The organism is Peptoniphilus sp. HCN-40583, from assembly GCF_037892835.1.
GTDB classification, from domain to species: domain Bacteria; phylum Bacillota; class Clostridia; order Tissierellales; family Peptoniphilaceae; genus Aedoeadaptatus; species Aedoeadaptatus rachelemmaiella.
Genome location: NZ_JBBKBU010000015.1, coordinates 1 through 17326 on the forward strand (window position 1 = coordinate 1; position 17326 = coordinate 17326).

17 protein-coding genes are annotated in these 17326 nt (G+C 50.2%); all 17 read left to right on the plus strand.

The features are described from left to right. Positions 1 to 126: 126 nt before the first annotated feature. The 17 genes from obgE (at position 127) to pstB (ending at position 17314) form a co-directional block, all read left to right on the plus strand. Positions 127 to 1398, plus strand: coding sequence for a GTPase ObgE (obgE, locus tag WKT05_RS05785; protein WP_340413298.1), 1272 nt, complete (start codon positions 127 to 129; stop codon positions 1396 to 1398). 7 nt (positions 1399 to 1405) lie between these two features. Beyond that, the gene (yhbY, locus tag WKT05_RS05790) at positions 1406 to 1696 is read left to right on the plus strand and encodes a ribosome assembly RNA-binding protein YhbY (protein ID WP_215508233.1); all 291 of its coding nucleotides are present in this window, start codon (positions 1406 to 1408) and stop codon (positions 1694 to 1696) included. 2 nt (positions 1697 to 1698) lie between these two features. Beyond that, complete coding sequence (gene nadD, locus WKT05_RS05795; RefSeq protein WP_340413299.1) at positions 1699 to 2307, plus strand: nicotinate-nucleotide adenylyltransferase; 609 nt, start codon at positions 1699 to 1701, stop codon at positions 2305 to 2307. Continuing rightward, complete coding sequence (yqeK, locus tag WKT05_RS05800; protein ID WP_215508231.1) at positions 2304 to 2867, plus strand: bis(5'-nucleosyl)-tetraphosphatase (symmetrical) YqeK; 564 nt, start codon at positions 2304 to 2306, stop codon at positions 2865 to 2867. Before nadD ends, yqeK begins: the two co-directional genes overlap by 4 nt. Next, on the plus strand, positions 2864 to 3757 hold the full coding sequence (locus WKT05_RS05805) for an LCP family protein (protein ID WP_340413300.1): 894 nt from the start codon (positions 2864 to 2866) through the stop codon (positions 3755 to 3757). Before yqeK ends, WKT05_RS05805 begins: the two co-directional genes overlap by 4 nt. Before the next feature lie 29 nt (positions 3758 to 3786). Further along, complete coding sequence (rsfS, locus tag WKT05_RS05810) at positions 3787 to 4143, plus strand: ribosome silencing factor (protein ID WP_340413301.1); 357 nt, start codon at positions 3787 to 3789, stop codon at positions 4141 to 4143. Next, positions 4140 to 4514 (plus strand): RidA family protein, encoded by a 375-nt coding sequence (locus WKT05_RS05815; protein WP_340413302.1) that lies wholly within the window; start codon positions 4140 to 4142, stop codon positions 4512 to 4514. The genes rsfS and WKT05_RS05815 overlap by 4 nt, the downstream gene beginning before the upstream one ends. A gap of 16 nt (positions 4515 to 4530) precedes the next feature. Beyond that, positions 4531 to 5142 (plus strand): helix-hairpin-helix domain-containing protein, encoded by a 612-nt coding sequence (locus WKT05_RS05820; RefSeq protein ID WP_340413304.1) that lies wholly within the window; start codon positions 4531 to 4533, stop codon positions 5140 to 5142. A 46-nt stretch (positions 5143 to 5188) separates the two neighbouring features. After that, positions 5189 to 7054: an excinuclease ABC subunit UvrC gene (gene uvrC / locus WKT05_RS05825; protein WP_340413306.1), complete on the plus strand. Its 1866-nt coding sequence runs from the start codon at positions 5189 to 5191 to the stop codon at positions 7052 to 7054. Next, positions 7044 to 7988 (plus strand): HPr(Ser) kinase/phosphatase, encoded by a 945-nt coding sequence (gene hprK / locus WKT05_RS05830; protein WP_340413307.1) that lies wholly within the window; start codon positions 7044 to 7046, stop codon positions 7986 to 7988. The genes uvrC and hprK overlap by 11 nt, the downstream gene beginning before the upstream one ends. 155 nt (positions 7989 to 8143) lie before the next feature. Next, a complete protein-coding gene (nifJ, locus tag WKT05_RS05835; RefSeq protein WP_340413308.1) occupies positions 8144 to 11668 on the plus strand; it encodes a pyruvate:ferredoxin (flavodoxin) oxidoreductase in 3525 nt (1174 codons plus the stop codon). A 175-nt stretch (positions 11669 to 11843) separates the two neighbouring features. Continuing rightward, positions 11844 to 12980, plus strand: a complete 1137-nt coding sequence (locus WKT05_RS05840) for a glycosyltransferase family 4 protein (protein ID WP_340413309.1) — start codon at positions 11844 to 11846, stop codon at positions 12978 to 12980. 260 nt (positions 12981 to 13240) lie between these two features. Further along, a complete protein-coding gene (locus WKT05_RS05845) occupies positions 13241 to 13699 on the plus strand; it encodes a glutathione peroxidase (RefSeq protein WP_340413310.1) in 459 nt (152 codons plus the stop codon). Positions 13700 to 13811: 112 nt separating this feature from the next. Then, positions 13812 to 14765, plus strand: coding sequence for a substrate-binding domain-containing protein (locus WKT05_RS05850; RefSeq protein ID WP_340413312.1), 954 nt, complete (start codon positions 13812 to 13814; stop codon positions 14763 to 14765). A gap of 114 nt (positions 14766 to 14879) precedes the next feature. Further along, complete coding sequence (pstC, locus tag WKT05_RS05855; RefSeq protein ID WP_340413313.1) at positions 14880 to 15737, plus strand: phosphate ABC transporter permease subunit PstC; 858 nt, start codon at positions 14880 to 14882, stop codon at positions 15735 to 15737. Next, positions 15737 to 16555, plus strand: a complete 819-nt coding sequence (pstA, locus tag WKT05_RS05860) for a phosphate ABC transporter permease PstA (protein ID WP_215508220.1) — start codon at positions 15737 to 15739, stop codon at positions 16553 to 16555. Before pstC ends, pstA begins: the two co-directional genes overlap by 1 nt. Continuing rightward, a complete protein-coding gene (gene pstB / locus WKT05_RS05865; RefSeq protein WP_215508219.1) occupies positions 16556 to 17314 on the plus strand; it encodes a phosphate ABC transporter ATP-binding protein PstB in 759 nt (252 codons plus the stop codon). The last annotated feature ends 12 nt before the right edge of the window (positions 17315 to 17326 follow it).

A 17326-nucleotide genomic window follows, 5' to 3' on the forward strand; every position in this document is an offset into this window, starting at 1 on the left:
CCTTTGTCATCACTCTGAAACCGCAGAGAAATCTGCGGTTTATTTTTTCTTATACATAGTTTAGAGATGGGAGATCTTTTCATAAATCGGACTGTGATATAATACCAATCATACTGGGGGTGTGAGATGTTTGTCGATTTGTGTACCATTACGGTAAAAGCCGGCAACGGCGGTGACGGCGCCGTGGCTTGGCGCAGAGAGAAATACGTTCCCGCCGGAGGGCCGGCAGGCGGCGATGGCGGGCGCGGCGGAAGCGTCGTACTCGTCGCCGACGAAAACATGCGGACGCTTATGGATTTTCGCTACAAGCGGGTTTACAAAGCTGAAAACGGAGAAAACGGCCGCAGCAAAAAACAATTCGGCGCCGATGCCGAAGACATACTGTTGAAAGTTCCCGTAGGCACCTTGGTGCGGGATGAGAAGACGAATAAAATCATCGTCGATATGAAAGATGCGGGCCAACGCTTCGTCATCGCCCAAGGGGGCGGCGGCGGCAAGGGCAACGCCCGCTACACAACCAGCACCCGCCAGGCGCCGACCTTTGCGCAAATGGGCTTTAAGGGCCAAGAGCGCACCATTGTCTTGGAGCTGAAGCTTCTCGCCGATGTGGGGCTCGTGGGCTTTCCCAATGTAGGTAAATCCACCTTGCTCTCCGTCATTTCCAGTGCGAAGCCGAAAATCGCCAATTACGAATTTACTACCCTTTCGCCGAATTTAGGCGTGGTCTATTTGGGCCCGGGGAAGAGCTTCGTCTGTGCAGACATTCCAGGCCTCATCGAAGGGGCCTCCGATGGCGTGGGCTTGGGCCACGACTTTTTGCGCCACGTGGAGCGAAGCGGCGTATTGATCCACGTTTTAGACGGAAGCGGCGCCTATTATCGGGATCCCTTGGAGGATTTCGAGGCCATTAATCGGGAGCTTGAAGACTACAACATCGCATTAAAGGACAAGGCGCAAATCGTCTTTATTAATAAAATGGACCTGCCCGAGGCGCAGGAAAGGGAAGCGGCACTGCGCAGCGAACTGGAAGAACGGGGCTACACGGTCTTTTCCGGATCCGCCGCCACCACCAAAGATATTCAGCCCATGCTCTACAAAGTCTATGAGGTGCTTCAGAACACGGACATCGAATACGACAGCTTGGACGAGGATTATTATGTGGAAGAAGAAGAGAGAGAACCGGGCATTTCGGTGAGAAAAGAAGGCGGCCGCTACATTGTCGACGGCCCGTACATCGAGCGCCTTTTGGGCTCCACCTTCTTCGACGATAGGGATTCCCTGCGTTATTTCCAAGAAAACCTCAGGAAAAACGGCGTCATCGACAAGCTTCGGGAGCTGGGCATAGAAGAAGGTGAGTCCGTCTTTATTGCGGATTATGAATTTGAATTTTTCGAGTAGGGAGTTTATGATTACAGGAAAACAACGGGCGCAACTGAAGCGTCTTTCACACGGCATGAAGCCGTTGATGCAAATAGGAAAAAACGGCATAACGCCGGGGGTGATCGAGCAAATCGACCATTTGCTTGAAGACCACGAATTGGTGAAGATCGCCCTTCTGCAAAACACGGCGGTGGAATTAAATGAGGCGGCGGCCACCCTCACCGAAGCATTGAATGCGGAGTTCGTCCAAGGCATCGGCAGCAAGCTCACCCTCTACCGCCCCGCCAAAGAAGACCCCGTCATCGTTCTGGAGTAAGTATGAAAATCGGGATCATGGGCGGCTCCTTTAATCCCATTCACATGGGCCACTTAATGATGAGCGAGTACATGCGCGCCCACTTGGGCCTAAACAAGGTCTTGTTTATTCCTACGGGCAACGCACCCCACAAACGGGATTACTCCGTTACCGCCAAGGAGCGCCTCAAGATGGTGGACATTGCCGTGGCGGGAAATTACTATTTCGAAACGTCGGATCTGGAAGTGACGAAAACCACCACCACCTATTCCGTGGACACCTTGACCGCGCTGAAGAGAATCTATCCGGAAGCGGAATTTTACTTCTTCTTAGGCTCCGACATTTTACAGGACTTAAAGACCTGGAAGCGCTTCGACGCCCTGGCGAAGTTGACACAATTTGCCGTGGCCGTGCGTCCCGGGGACGGGGCTATTACGAAAGAAGCCATTCGCGAGGAAATTCGCCACCTCAAAACCACCTACGATGCAGATGTGGTGTTAATCGATACGCCCCTATTGGAAATATCTTCTACGGGCTTAAGAAATCGCATACGCCAAGGCAAGTCGGTGAAGTATTTCATTCCCGACGACGTCATGGCCTATATCAGGAAGAAGAGGTTTTACATCTATTGAAAGGGCCAGCATTTGATCAAATCGTCGAAGCCATCGGCGAAAAACGATACAAACATATTTTGCGCGTCACGGAAATGGCGGAGATGCTCGCAAAAATCCACGGCGTCGATGTAGAAAAAGCGAAGACGGCGGCTTTGTTTCACGATATTTGTAAATTCAAGGACAAGGACCGCTTGTGGCAAGAGGCCCGGCGCCTTCAGGTGAAGGACTTGGACAGTTTTAAGGCCTTTCCACAAGTGCTCCACGCTTATGTGGCGGCGGAGGCGGCGCGAGTCGACTACGGCATCGACGATGAGGAAATCCTTCGGGCCATTCGCTACCACACCACGGGGACGGAAAACATGTCGCCGGTGGAAGAGGTGGTATTTTTAGCCGACTACCTGGAGCCCATGCGAAACTTCGACGGCGTGGAAGATTTGCGGAAAAAAGCCGAAGCCGATTTAACGGAGGCCATGGCCGCTTCGGTGCAGGGCAATTTGCTCTTTCTGATTGAGCGCGGCACCACCATTCATTTAGATACCGTCCGCTGTTACAATGATTACATGGAGAAATTAAGATGAAAAGCTTCTTTCGAGGATTTTTCCTCACGCTGTTAATCGTCTTTGTCGCCGTCGTAGCCCTGAATTTTTACACGAATATGGGCGATGATTCCGAGGTGAAGACCTGGATCAGCGATTTAAAAAACAGCAATGAAAAATTTCAGGTCCTCTTAATTGGCGTGGACAGTTTAGATTCTAAAAAAGCACAAAATACCCGTAGCGACGTCATGATGGTTCTGGACGTGGACGGAGAAAATAAAACCGCATCCTTGATCTCTTTGCCGCGGGATTCCCGTGTGAAAATCAAGGATCACGGCAAGACGAAATTAAATCACGCCTATGCCTTCGGCAAGGCCGACTTGGCCCTGGAAACCGTAAATAAAAACTTCGACTTAAACATTCCTTATTACATCGTCGTGGACTACGCCTTCGTGAAAGACGTGGTAAACATCGTCGACGGCATCGACGTCTATGTGCCCATGGACATGGACTACGAAGATCCCTCGGCGGATCCGCCTTTGTCTATTCATCTGAAAAAAGGCCATCAACACCTGAACGGGGATCAGGCCATGCAGTTTCTGCGCTTCAGAAAGGGCTACAAAAATGCCGACCTAGACCGCGTGAAGGCGCAACAGGCATTTATGTCCGCCTTTGTACAAAAAGTGAAAAGCTCCAAAGGGGTGCTTCATGCGCCCTCTCTCTTGGTGAGCTACATGGATAACACCACGAGCAATATGCCCCTGTCGAAAGTATCCCGCATGGGGCTGACCATGGTCTCCATCGGCGAAGAAAATCTCCAAACGGCGACGGTTCCGGGCACGGCGGACATGATCGGCGGCCTGAGCTATTACATCGTGGACTTCGATGGGGCGGATCAATTATTCTACAAAATGAACGTAAAGCAAAAGTAATAGGGTACAAATAAGATGAGGAGGTTATTATGAGCAAAGACACGATTCAAGCCATGTTAGACATTATCGAAAAAAGCGCCGATGCCAGAGGAGGTGCGGATATTCAAACCTTGGATATTCGCGACATGACGGCCATTGCCGATTACTTCGTCGTCATCAGTGGCGGCTCGACACCTCAATTAAACGCCATCGCCGAAGAAGTGGAAGATAAAATGGCCGAAGCGGGCTATCACACCTACCATCACGAAGGCAACGGCCAATCCCGCTGGATCATTTTGGATTACGGCGACGTCATCGTGCATATTTTCCATAGGGATATGCGTGAGTTCTACAATTTGGAACGGCTGTGGAGCAAAGACAAGGAAGAAAGCGAGGCAGACCAATGAAAATGATTCAAACGGATAAAACCGTGGCGGCCATTGGTCCCTATTCCCAAGCGATGGAAGACGGCGGCGTCGTGTACTTATCCGGTCAAATTCCCGTGGATCCGAAAACCGGGGAAGTCAAAACCGACATCAAAGAAGCCACGCGCCAATGCCTTACGAATGTAAAGAATCTCCTGGAAGCCGCCGGCTCCGACTTAAACCACGTCATGAAGGTGAATCTCTTTATTTTGGACATGGATCAATTTTCGGCGATCAATGAAGTCTATGGGGAATTTTTTACGGAACACAGGCCGGCCCGCAGCTGCGTCGCCGTCACCGCACTTCCGAAAAATGTGGTCATCGAAGCGGAAGCCATTGCGCGCGTAAAATAGCATCTTCGGAGGTTGTATGAAGCTTACCGATCGGGAAAAGATTCTGGCCTTCGCATCCCTGTGCCTCTTGGTTCTCACCGTGTCCTACTACCATTATCGTTTGAAGGCGGCGGGGGCCGAGGAACCTTCCTTTGTAATCGAAAACGGGGACGTGGCGAAGAGCGATTTTAAAGAAACACAACCTGCGGAAGAGGAAGGCATCGGCTCCGCCATCTACGTGGACATCGGCGGCGCCGTAAAAAATCCCGGGCTCTACGAGCTGGAAAAAGGCGCACGCGTCAAAGACGGCATTACGGCGGCAGGGGGCATCGTAGGCAATGCCGACACCTCGCAAATTAATTTAGCGAAAAAGCTTAACGACGAGGAAAAACTTTATATTCCCAAAGCGGGCGAACAGGCGCCGGTCGTCGCCACCGGCGGGCCGTCACCTGCTCAAACTGGGCCGGTGAGCATACAAAACGGGTCGAAAGAAGACCTGATGCGCTTGCCCGGCATCGGTGAAAAGACCGCCGATAAAATTATCGAATACCGCACGGCCCATCCCTTTACCGCCTTGGAGGATTTAAAGGAAGTGCCGGGCATCGGCGAGAAAACCTTCGAAAGCTTAAAAAATAATATCCAACTTTAAAACTGACCGATGGGGTCAGTTTTTTACTAGCCAAGAGGAGCGTGTCATGAGTCAATTGGCCATAAGAGAAAAATTAAAGACCTTGCCCGACGATCCCGGCGTCTACTTAATGAAAAACAAGCTGGATCAAATTATTTACGTGGGCAAGGCGAAAAATTTAAAAAAAAGGGTGCGGCAGTACGTCGGCTCCTACGGAAAAAAAGACAAGAAAGTGCGGAGCATGGTCTCCCACATCGAAGACTTCGAATACATCATCGTCTCCAGCGAATTGGAGTCTTTGATTCTGGAATCCAATTTAATTAAAGAGTATTTGCCGAAATACAACATCTTACTTCGAGACGACAAGCAGTACCCCTATATAAAAATCACCAACGAGCCCTTTCCGCGGCTCATGAAGACGCGGCGCATCGTAAAAGACGGCGGTCGATACTACGGCCCCTTCCCCGACGTCTTGGCGGTAAATTCCGCCATCGACATTCTCCACGAGCGCTTCCCTTTGAGAAACTGCAAACTGGATTTATCGAAGCCCAATCCCGTGGTGAGGCCCTGCTTAAACTACCACATCCACCGCTGCGCCGGCCCCTGCATCGGCGCCATATCCGCCGAAGATTACGCCGGCTACATTCAAGGCATCGAAGATTTTCTCGACGGCAAGAAAGTGCCTTTTCTCGACGCCTTGGAAGAGGAGATGCAGGCGGCGAGCAAGGCCCTGGAATTTGAAAGGGCGGCGGCCATTCGGGATAAGCTTCAAGCCCTTTACACGTTAACGGAAAAGCAGCGCATTACGGCGGCAGGAAAAGACGACGAATTCGACGTCATCGGCCTCGCGGCTCAGGGGCGAGATGCGTGCATCCAAATCTTCTTCTTCCGCCGGGGAAAAAACATGGGCAGGGAGCATTTCTTTATGGAAAATCCCTACGGCGACAGCCCGGGGCAACTGTTAAAAGCCTTTATCGCCCAGTTTTACCACGGCACTGCCTACATTCCGGGGAAACTTTACGTCCACGACTACTTCGATGAGCGGGAACTCGTCGAGGCCATGCTTACGGAGAAAAAGGGCGCCAATGTGCACATTGCCGTGCCGAAAATCGGCGAGAAGAAGCAGATCATGACCATGGTGCGAAAAAATGCCATCGACATGCTGGACAAGCACGCCGATCAAATGCGTACGAAACAAAAAAACGTGGAAAACACGCTGGAAACATTGCAGGACGCCTTGGCCATGGGGGAATCCATCCGTCGCATCGAAGCCTACGACATCTCCAACATCTCCGGCGTGGAATCCGTGGGCTCCATGGTGGTCTTCGAAGACGGTCTGCCGAAGAAAACCGATTACCGCCGCTTTCGCATCAAAGACGTGGTGGGACCCGACGACTACGCATCCTTAAGGGAAGTGCTTAGCCGCCGCTTTAAACGAGGCCTGAGAGAGCAAGCGGGCCTCGGCGAAAGCAAAGGCTTCGCCAAATTCCCCGATCTTATCTTGATGGACGGGGGAAAAGGACAGGTAACCCAGGCATTAACGGTTTTGGAAGAATTAAATCTAAACATCCCCGTGGCCGGCCTGGTGAAAGACGACTTTCACAAAACCCGAGGCATTTATTATAATAAGAAAGAAATTCGCGTGGCGAAAAATTCGCCTGTCTACCGCCTTATCTATCAAATTCAGGAAGAGGCTCACCGCTTCGCCATCACCTACCACAGGAGCCTTCGGTCCAAGTCGAGCTTTCAGTCGGAACTTGACGGAATCCCCGGCATCGGGCCCAAGCGGAAACAAGCCCTGATGCAGGCCTTTCAGTCCCTGTCGAAAATCAAAAGTGCCGATGTAGAGACACTGGCATCGGTGGACGGCATGACAAAAGCCGCGGCACAATCATTGGTCGATCACTTTCACGGAGGTAAAGATGAACAATAAAAAAAGAAGTATCAGCGTACAACAACTGATCGCAGACAACGATTACGAAGTCATCCAACAGGCGGACAACACCCGCGCCGTTCGCCTGTACTCGTCGGAATGCAATCGACCGGGCCTTCAACTTTGCGGCTTTTACACGAAATTTGTCGCCGACCGCATCCAAGTCATCGGCGGCGCCGAGTGGTGCTATTTAAAAGGGCTGGATCCGAAAGTGCGGGACTTGCGGCTGAAGACCTTTTTTGAACACATGATTACGGTGCTGATCATTACGAAAAATCAAGAGATCTTCCCGGAAATGCGCACGTACGCCAAAGAAAACAACTGCACCATCCTGCGCACCCCCGATTCCACAAGCGTCGCCCTGTACAAACTCATTACGTACATGCAACGGGCATTGGCCCCCTCCATCAGAAAACACGGCATCCTACTCGACATTTACGGCGTCGGGGTCTTAATCACCGGGGAAAGCGGCATCGGTAAATCGGAAACGGCCTTGGATCTTATCGTCAGCGGCCACAAACTCATCGCCGACGATTCCGTCCTGATCCGCATGCTGGACAATCGCCTTATCGGCACCTCGCCGAGCATCACCCGCCACTTTATGGAAATTCGCGGCATCGGCATCATCGACGTGGAGCGCCTCTTCGGCATCGGCTGCATTATGGAAGAAAAAGAGGTGGAACTGGTCATTGAGTTAACACAATGGGACGACTTTGCCGACTACAACCGCTTGGGCATGGAAGACGATAAAATCGACATCCTCGGAAAGTCTGTGCCTAAGATCGAAATTCCCATGCGCACCGGCAGGAACACCTCCATGATTATTGAAATCGCCACCAGAAACTTTAAACAGAAATTAATGGGCTACAACGCGGCGGAGGCATTGAACCAACGGGTGCTGGAATCCATCGAAAGAAATGAACTCAACCATTAAAGATTGTGCGCCATAACGACAAAAAAATCCGTGGCAGTAGCATGTTCGTTTTTTAACAGATTGAAATATTGAATACTTCGGTCAACGACTTGAAATTCAATTAATGACTGATATAATTGAGTCATAGGATAATGTTGTTATATTAGGAGGTTGAAATGGCAAAGACGATGAAAACAATGGACGGGAACACAGCCGCCGCGCACGTGGCTTATGCGTTCTCTGACTTAGCGTGCATCTACCCGATCACGCCCTCATCCCCGATGGCAGAACATATTGATGCCTGGGCCAGTAATCACAGAAAGAATATTTTCGGCAACGAAGTATCTGTAAAGGAAATGCAATCCGAAGCCGGCGCCGCAGGTGCCGTACACGGTGCACTTCAAGCAGGTGCTTTGACCACGACCTACACCGCATCTCAAGGTCTCCTCTTGATGCTCCCGAACATGTACAAGATCGCAGGGGAATTACTTCCCGGCGTATTCCACGTTGCAGCTCGTGCATTAGCTAGCCACGCACTGAGCATTTTCGGTGACCACCAAGACGTTATGGCCGCTCGTGCGTCCGGTTTTGCATTACTCGCTTCCGGTTCCGTACAAGAAGCCATGGACTTAGCCGGTGTTGCTCACTTAGCCGCCATTAAAGGCCGCGTTCCCTTCGTTCACTTCTTCGACGGTTTCCGTACTTCCCATGAAATCCAAAAGATCGAAGTCCTCGAATACGACGACTTGGCAAAACTCGTCGACATGGACGCAGTGAATGCATTTAGAGCACGCGCTTTGGCTCCCCAAGATCCCGAAGTTCGCGGTACTGCACAAAACCCGGACATTTACTTCCAAGAAGTAGAAGCTGCCAACCACTTCTACACGGACATCATCGGTATCACCGAAGATTACATGAAGCAAATCTCCGAATTAACCGGCAGAAACTACGAACTGTTTAACTACTATGGCGACGAAAATGCAGAAGACGTCATCGTAGCTATGGGTTCTGTAACCGAAACCATTGAAGAAGTTGTAGACTACTTAAACGCTAAGGGCGAAAAAGTCGGTTTACTGAAAGTTCACCTCTATCGTCCCTTCTCCAAGAAACACTTCCTCGACGCCATGCCGAAGAGTGTCAAGAGAGTGGCTGTCTTAGACCGCACCAAGGAAAAAGGCGCAACTGCCGAACCCTTAATGCTCGACGTCAAAGACATGTACTATGACCGCGACGATCGTCCCGTTATTATCGGCGGCCGCTACGGCTTAGGCAGCAAGGACACCACCCCGTCTCAAATTCTCGCAGTCTTCAAGAACCTGCGTGCAAGCGAACCGAAAAACGGCTTCACCATCGGTATTGTCGATGATGTTACCAACCTGTCCCTTTCCATCGATGAAGAAATTCACACCGAACCGGAAGGAACCATCGGTTGTAAATTCTGGGGCTTTGGTTCCGACGGTACCGTCGGTGCAAACAAGAGCGCCATCAAGATCATCGGCGACGGCACCGACATGTATGCACAAGGTTACTTCGACTATGACTCGAAGAAATCCGGCGGCGTTACCATGTCCCACTTGCGTTTCGGTCACAACAAGATTACTTCTACCTACTTGTTAACTTCCGCAAACTTCATCTCCTGCTCCAAGCAATCCTACGTACACCAATACGACTTGCTTCGCGGCATCAAAAAAGGCGGTACCTTCTTATTGAACACCACCTGGGATGAAGCTGAATTAGAAGAAAATCTTCCCGCAAGCTTGAAGCACTCCATCGCTGCAAACGACGTAGACTTCTACATCATCAACGCAACGAAGATCGCAGGCGAAGTCGGCTTAGGTAACCGTACCAACATGGTTATGCAAGCAGCATTCTTCAAACTTTCTGAAGTTCTTCCCGAAGAAGTTGCAGCTGAAAAGTTAAAAGAAGCCATCGTCAAAGACTACGGTCACAAGGGCGAAGACATCGTCAACATGAACTACGCTGCAGTTGACGCAGGTATGAACGCTGCTCAAAAGGTTAACTACCCGAAAGAATGGGCAAACTTAAGCGAAACCGAATCCCACGAAATCGAAGGCGCACCGGCATTCATTAACGACATCCTCGTTCCCATGACTCGCCAAGAAGGTAATGACCTTCCCGTCAGTGCATTCGTCGGCATGGAAGACGGTACCTTTATGGCCGGTACTTCCAGATACGAAAAACGCGGTATCGCAGTCAACATTCCCGAATGGAAGATTGAAAACTGTATCCAATGTAACCAATGTTCCTTTGTTTGCCCCCACGCTGTTATTCGTCCCTTCTTGTTAGACGAAGAAGAAGCAGCGAAGAAACCGGCATCCTTCGAAACGAAGAAACCCAACGGTAAGGGCCTTGAAGGCTTTGAATACCGCATTCAAGTTTCTCCCCTCGACTGTACCGGTTGCGGTAACTGTGCACAAGTTTGCCCCGCAAAGGAAAAAGCACTTGTCATGGTTCCCTTCGAAGATGAATTCGAAAAACAAGCTGACAACTGGAAGTTTGCAGAAACCGTATCTTCCAAGCAAGATCAAATTCCTGCAGACAATGTCAAGAACTCGCAATTCCACATGCCTCACCTGGAATTCTCCGGCGCTTGTGCAGGCTGTGGTGAAACCCCCTACATCAAATTAGTTACTCAACTCTTCGGCGATCACATGATGATTGCAAACGCAACGGGTTGTAGCTCGATCTGGGGCGGTTCCGCACCGAGTATGCCTTACTGCACCAACCACAAGGGCCAAGGTCCCTCTTGGGCTAACTCCTTGTTCGAAGACAACGCAGAATACGGCTACGGCATGAAGGTTGCAGTTGATCAACAAAGAGCAACCATTAAGAAACACATGGAAGAATTCAAGGAATTAGGTGCTGACGAAGAAATCGCCAAAGCATTCGACGCTTGGTTGGAAGACTCCGACAGCTACGAAGTTACCAAGGCTGCTACGGCTAAGATTCTTCCCTTGCTCGACAAGAAGACCGGCAATGCTGAAGCTGACAAGCTCTTGGCTTCCATCAACAGCATGAAACGCGTCTTAATCAAACCGTCGCAATGGATCTTCGGCGGTGACGGTTGGGCATACGACATCGGATACGGCGGATTAGACCACGTATTGGCCAGCGGCGAAAACATCAACGTCATGGTTGTCGATACCGAAGTTTACTCCAACACCGGTGGTCAATCGTCCAAGGCTACCCCGACGGCTGCAGTTGCAAAATTCGCATCCAACGGTAAGGAAGTTCGCAAGAAAGACTTAGGTCTCATGATGACCAGCTACGGCTACGTTTACGTCGCACAAATCGCCATCGGCGCCGACAAGAACCAAGCCCTCAAGGCCATTAAAGAAGCTGAAGCTTACAACGGACCTTCCTTAGTAATCGCTTACGCTCCCTGTATCAACCACGGCATTCGCCAAGGTATGGGCGTTTCCATCGCTGAAGAAAAGAAAGCAGTGGATACCGGTTACTGGCACCTGTACAGATACAACCCGACCCTCAAAGATGAAGGCAAGAACCCCTTCAGCTTAGACTCCAAGGCTCCGACGAAACCTTACAGAGAATTCCTCGAAGGCGAAGTTCGTTACACGTCCTTGAAGAAGCTGTTCCCCGAACGTGCAGAAGCACTTTACGAAGCAGCTGAAAGAAACGCCAAAGAACGCTTCGAAAGCTACGAACGTTTAAACGGCTAATCTCTTAAAATAAAACAAAGGACCAGGCCATCGGCTTGGTCCTTTTTACATACGCAGAAATCAAAAAAGAAGACATAAAATAAAGAGCCGGATGTGCGAAAAAATTATATTCATTTTACAAGAAAATTATACCGATCCCATAGGTCCCCGATAAAATCAAATAAAAGGAGGCATTATGCGAATCGGACTCTTTACAGACACCTACTATCCCGAAATCAACGGAGTCGCCCACTCTACCTATTTGCTTAAACGCGCCTTGGAAAGGAGGGGTCACACCGTCTATGTGATTACGTCTCGAACAAAAAATGCACAGAGCGCACCTAAAGAACGCATCTATCGACTGCCCAGTGTCAGCCCGATGATGGTTAAAGACAGACATTTGGCCCTAGTCGTCGCGCCCTATTGGATCCATAAGTGCAAGCAAATGCATCTTGACGTCATCCACACGCAAACGGAATTTACCGTCGGCATATTGGGCTTGCAGGTAGCGCAAAAATATGGCATTCCTCACGTCCATAGCTACCATACGATGTATGAAGATTGCATTCATTATCTGCCCTTGCCGAAAACAGAGGGCCTAAAGCGAATGGTGTGCGCTTTAAGTGCGAGGTTTTGCAACTATTCCGACGCCGTCATCGTTCCGACGGAGAAGGTGAGAAAAAAACTGTTCGGCTACCGGGTAATACGCGAAGTTCACGTGGTGCCCACGGGATTGAATCTCGATAAATTCAGATCCTACGACACAAAGGAGGTGGAACGGTTAAGGCAACGCTTCAATTTATCCTCAGGCTACACGTTGTTATCCGTCGGGAGGCTGGCGGAAGAGAAGAGGACGGATAAGCTGCTGGAGTACTATAAACGGCTGGAGACGGAAGAGAAAGACGTGCAGCTGTTGATCGTAGGGGATGGCCCTGAAAAAGAAAGACTGCAGATGCAAGCGAAAGACATGGCTATTCGAAATCTATGCTTTACCGGTGGCGTCCCCTGGGATGAGATACAAAACTACTACGCCCTGGGCGATCTCTTCGTATCTGCGTCCAAGGCAGAAACCCAGGGCCTGACCTACATGGAAGCTTTGGCGGCGGGACTGCCTCTCTTGGTGCAACGAGACGATTGCTTGAATGGCGTACTTCAAGAAGGAATAAACGGAACGTCTTTTACAAATGAAAAGGAATTTTTAGACGGCTTCAGATACATGCGCACCCGATTGATAAAAGGAGCGTCAGAGATCTATACCGACAACGATTTTGCGAGGGCTGTCTTAAACGTATACGAAGGCTTATGGATAAACGCGCACCGTCGTCGCGCGTAGGAATTTATTATGAAAATAAAAAAATCAGCAGTTGAGTTTACTCAACTTCTTTTTTTACATCTTTTACATCGATTTCGGACATTCTTAAATTGCAATGTCCTTATTTTAATTACAACGAACGCGCAGCGATCGGTCAAAAGGTTGATTTTTTTTTGAATGGTCTCTTCCGAAGGTAGATGGTAATTAACGTGCAATAATGCTTTTGTTTTAAATTGATAAAGCAATCATTTTAGCGTATACTATTGGGAAGGAGGGATAGTATGAATTTTTATTCGATTTCCGCGAAGGATATTCACGGCGATGTGGTCGATTTGAATCGCTACGATGGCCAGGTGGTCTTGGTGGTGAATACGGCCAGTCTCTGTGGGTGTACCCATCAGTACGAAGGGCTTCAGCGCATCTACGAGCGCTACAAAGACGACGGCTTTGTCGTATTGGGCTTTCCCTGCAATCAATTCGGTGGGCAGGAGCCGGAAGACGAGGCGGCAATCGAGGAATTTGTACAATCTCAATTCGGTGTTACCTTTCCCATGTTTTCAAAGGTAAATGTCGTAGGGGAGGAGGCCCACCCGCTTTTTGTCGCCTTAAACGAAGGCGACGATCCCATTCATTGGAATTTTGAGAAGTTTCTCATCGATCGCGACGGCCACTTGCGTAGCCATTTCCCATCGGATCGGGAACCGCGAGACATGATCCACGATATCGACGAGCTATTGTAAATCCTGCTCCGAAAAGATTTACATCCTCTTTACATTGAAATCATATCGGTTTAATAGGTGGCCGATACAATGCATTTAGTTGATGAAGATTTTTTATAGGAGGAATCAAAGGATGAAATTTAAAAATGTAAAACTGGCCATCGGGGCCTCTCTCTTGGCACTGAGTCTTGTCGCATGCGCAGGCTCCGGCAACAACGCCAAGGGCGGCAACGATCAGGCGACAAATAATTCTAAAAACACCGCCAACGCGTCCAAGGGCGCGGAAGCTGGCGACTTGGATAAGCTGGGTCAAATCGCCGTCATCACCCGGGAAGACGGCTCCGGTACCCGCGGTGCCTTCACCGAAATTACCGGTCTTTTGGAAAAGAACGGCGAACAAGAAGTGGACAACACCACGGCATCGGCGACGGTACAAAACTCCACCAACGGCGTTATGACCACCGTGGCAGGCAACCCCTCGGCCATCGGCTACATTTCCCTTGGCTCTTTAAACGACACGGTCAAGGCCCTCACTTTGGAAGGTGTGGAAGCGACGGCGGCCAACATTTTAAGCGGCGACTACAAACTGGCTCGTCCTTTCCTTTTGGTCACCAAAGGCGAACCGAAGGAAGGCTCCTTGGAAGCCGACTTTATCAAGTTTGCTCTGTCGAAAGACGGCCAAGCCATTGCCGAAGAAGCAGGCTATGTTAAGAACGAACAAGCGGGCGATTACACCCCCGGCAATGTGAGCGGCGAAATCACCGTGGCAGGCTCCACCTCCGTCACCCCCTTAATGGAAAAATTAGTGGAAGCTTACAAGAAAGTGAACAGCGGCGCCAACATTCAAATTCAATCCAACGGTTCTTCCGCAGGGATCACCGCCGCTGCCGAAGGAACGGCACAAATCGGCATGAGCTCCCGCGAACTCAAAGATGAAGAAAAAAGCAAAGTTCAAGGAACGGTCTTGGCACAAGACGGCATCGCCGTCATCGTCAACAAAGACAATCCGGCGAAAGACATTACCTTGGAACAAATCAAAAGCATCTTTAAAGGCGACATGACCGCATGGGGCGATCTTGCAAAATAAACAAATCAAAGCAGGTGTCTTCGGACGCCTGTTTTTTGTTTACATGGATTTTACATAAGCCATATCTTTTCCTAAGAATACCTTGATAAAGTAGCCGTGAAAAGGAGGAGGAGAATGCATTCAAAAGGTTTTGAAAAGACGTGGGAGTATATATTTCTGCTTTGCTCCCTCATCTCGGTTTTCTCGATTATTGTTATTTGTTACTTTATTTTTAAAAACGGCGTGCCCTTTATTTTACAAACGGGAATCGCTAAATTCTTAATGGGCACGGATTGGAAGCCCACGGCTTCACCGCCGTCGTTCGGGATTCTGCCCATGATCGTAGGCTCTGTTTACGTCACCATCGGATCGATTATCGTCGGCGTGCCCATCGGGGTCTTGACAGCCGTGTTCATGGCGTTTTACTGCCCGAGTCGGCTTTACAAAATTTTGAAGCCTGCTGTGAACCTCATGGCAGGGATCCCTTCGATTATCTACGGTTTCTTCGGCCTCATGGTCTTTGTGCCCATGGTACGCGGTTGGTGGGGCGGCACGGGGATGACGGTCTTTACGGCGTCGGTGCTTTTGGGGATCATGATTCTTCCCACGATCATCGGCCTCTCTGAGTCGTCTCTGCGTTCCGTGCCCACATCCTACTACCAAGGCTCCGTGGCCTTAGGCGCCACCCATGAACGCAGCTTGATGCGGGTGGTGGTGCCGGCGGCGAAGTCGGGGATTTTGGCGGCGATCATTCTCGGCATCGGCCGCTCCATCGGCGAAACCATGGCGGTCATTATGATTGCAGGCAATCAGCCCATCGTGCCTGAGAGCATAAAAATGGGCACCCGGACCATGACGGCCAACATCGTCTTGGAAATGGCCTACGCGAGCGGCGCCCACCGAGAAGCCTTAATCGCCACAGGCGTGGTGCTCTTCATCTTTATCTTGCTGATTAATCTTGTCTTTAATGTTGTAAAAAGGAGGATGGACTGATGAAAACGCGCTCGGCCATTGTTCGCGGCCTTATCCTCGCGGCGGCCTTTACGACCTTCGCCGTCTTAATGATTCTCGTCGGCTATATCGTATTCAAAGGGGCACCCCATTTAAACGGAGCCATGTTTGAAAAAACCTACACCACGGAGAACGTGTCCATGTTTCCCGCCATTATTACCACCCTCATCGTCGTGGCACTCTCTCTTTTAATTGCCACGCCGCTGGGCGTCTTCACCGGCTTTTATTTGGTGGAATATGCAAAAAAAGGCAGCCGCATCGTGGAAGTGATTCGCCTCACCACGGAAACCCTCTCCGGAATTCCCTCCATTCTCTACGGCCTCTTCGGTATGTTGTTTTTCTCCATCGCTTTGAAGCTGGGTTATTCCATTCTTTCCGGGGTCTTTACTCTGTCCATTATGATCCTGCCCTTAATCATTCGCTCCACGGAAGAAGCCTTAATGGCCGTCAACGACAGTTTGCGTAGCGGCTCCCTCGCCTTAGGGGCGGGAAAACTTCGCACCATTATTCGCGTCGTCCTTCCCGTGGCCGTGCCGGGGATTTTGTCCGGCGTCATTTTGGCCATCGGCCGCTGCGTCGGCGAGACGGCGGCCCTCATGTTTACCTTAGGGACGACCACCGACATGCCCAAAAGCCTTTTATCCTCGGGCCGCACCTTGTCTCTTCACATGTACGTCCTTTCCACGGAAGGGCTGTTTGTGGATCAGGCATTTGCCACGGGCTTTATTCTAATCGTATTAACCCTATTAATTAACGCGTTCAGTTCCTTTATCGGATCGAAATTAGCAGGAGGCAATTAAATGAGTGAGACAAAACTATTCGTCAGCGACGTGGATTTGTGGTATGGCGACTTTCAAGCGTTAAAAAAGATCAATTTGGATATAAAGAGTAATGAAATCACGGCGTTTATCGGCCCGTCGGGTTGCGGGAAATCCACCATGTTAAAGAGCCTTAACCGCATGAACGATTTGGTGGAAGATTGCCGCATCGAAGGCCATATGCTCTTAGACGGGGAAGATATTTACGCGCCCGGCTACGATGTGAACCTTCTGAGAAAGCGGGTGGGCATGGTGTTTCAAAGCCCCAACCCCTTTCCCATGAGCATTTACGACAACATCGCCTATGGTCCCAGGACCCACGGCATAAAAAATAAAAACGATTTGAACGAAATTGTGGAGCGATCCTTAAAGGGCGCCGCTATTTGGGATGAAGTGAAAGACAAGCTCCACCAACGGGCCACGGAGGTATCCGGCGGACAGCAACAGCGGATTTGCATCGCCCGAGCCTTGGCCGTGGAACCGGAAGTGCTTTTAATGGACGAGCCCACCTCGGCGCTGGACCCGATTTCCACATTAAAAATTGAGGAACTGGTACAGGATTTGAAAAAGGATTATACTATTGTCATGGTCACCCACAATATGCAACAGGCGGCGCGGGTATCGGACAAGACGGCATTTTTCCTTACGGGAGAAGTCATTGAAATGGATACGACGGAAAGAATGTTTTCTAATCCGCAAGATACGCGCACGGAAGATTACATTACCGGTCGTTTCGGTTAATAGGGGGATGGC

Coding starts and splice junctions, on each gene's coding strand:
- obgE (WP_340413298.1), top strand. CDS start 127: ATGTTTGTCGATTTGTGTACCATTACGGTAAAAGCCGGCAACGGCGGT.
- yhbY (WP_215508233.1), top strand. CDS start 1,406: ATGATTACAGGAAAACAACGGGCGCAACTGAAGCGTCTTTCACACGGC.
- nadD (WP_340413299.1), top strand. CDS start 1,699: ATGAAAATCGGGATCATGGGCGGCTCCTTTAATCCCATTCACATGGGC.
- WKT05_RS05805 (WP_340413300.1), top strand. CDS start 2,864: ATGAAAAGCTTCTTTCGAGGATTTTTCCTCACGCTGTTAATCGTCTTT.
- rsfS (WP_340413301.1), top strand. CDS start 3,787: ATGAGCAAAGACACGATTCAAGCCATGTTAGACATTATCGAAAAAAGC.
- WKT05_RS05815 (WP_340413302.1), top strand. CDS start 4,140: ATGAAAATGATTCAAACGGATAAAACCGTGGCGGCCATTGGTCCCTAT.
- WKT05_RS05820 (WP_340413304.1), top strand. CDS start 4,531: ATGAAGCTTACCGATCGGGAAAAGATTCTGGCCTTCGCATCCCTGTGC.
- uvrC (WP_340413306.1), top strand. CDS start 5,189: ATGAGTCAATTGGCCATAAGAGAAAAATTAAAGACCTTGCCCGACGAT.
- hprK (WP_340413307.1), top strand. CDS start 7,044: ATGAACAATAAAAAAAGAAGTATCAGCGTACAACAACTGATCGCAGAC.
- nifJ (WP_340413308.1), top strand. CDS start 8,144: ATGGCAAAGACGATGAAAACAATGGACGGGAACACAGCCGCCGCGCAC.
- WKT05_RS05840 (WP_340413309.1), top strand. CDS start 11,844: ATGCGAATCGGACTCTTTACAGACACCTACTATCCCGAAATCAACGGA.
- WKT05_RS05845 (WP_340413310.1), top strand. CDS start 13,241: ATGAATTTTTATTCGATTTCCGCGAAGGATATTCACGGCGATGTGGTC.
- WKT05_RS05850 (WP_340413312.1), top strand. CDS start 13,812: ATGAAATTTAAAAATGTAAAACTGGCCATCGGGGCCTCTCTCTTGGCA.
- pstC (WP_340413313.1), top strand. CDS start 14,880: ATGCATTCAAAAGGTTTTGAAAAGACGTGGGAGTATATATTTCTGCTT.
- pstA (WP_215508220.1), top strand. CDS start 15,737: ATGAAAACGCGCTCGGCCATTGTTCGCGGCCTTATCCTCGCGGCGGCC.
- pstB (WP_215508219.1), top strand. CDS start 16,556: ATGAGTGAGACAAAACTATTCGTCAGCGACGTGGATTTGTGGTATGGC.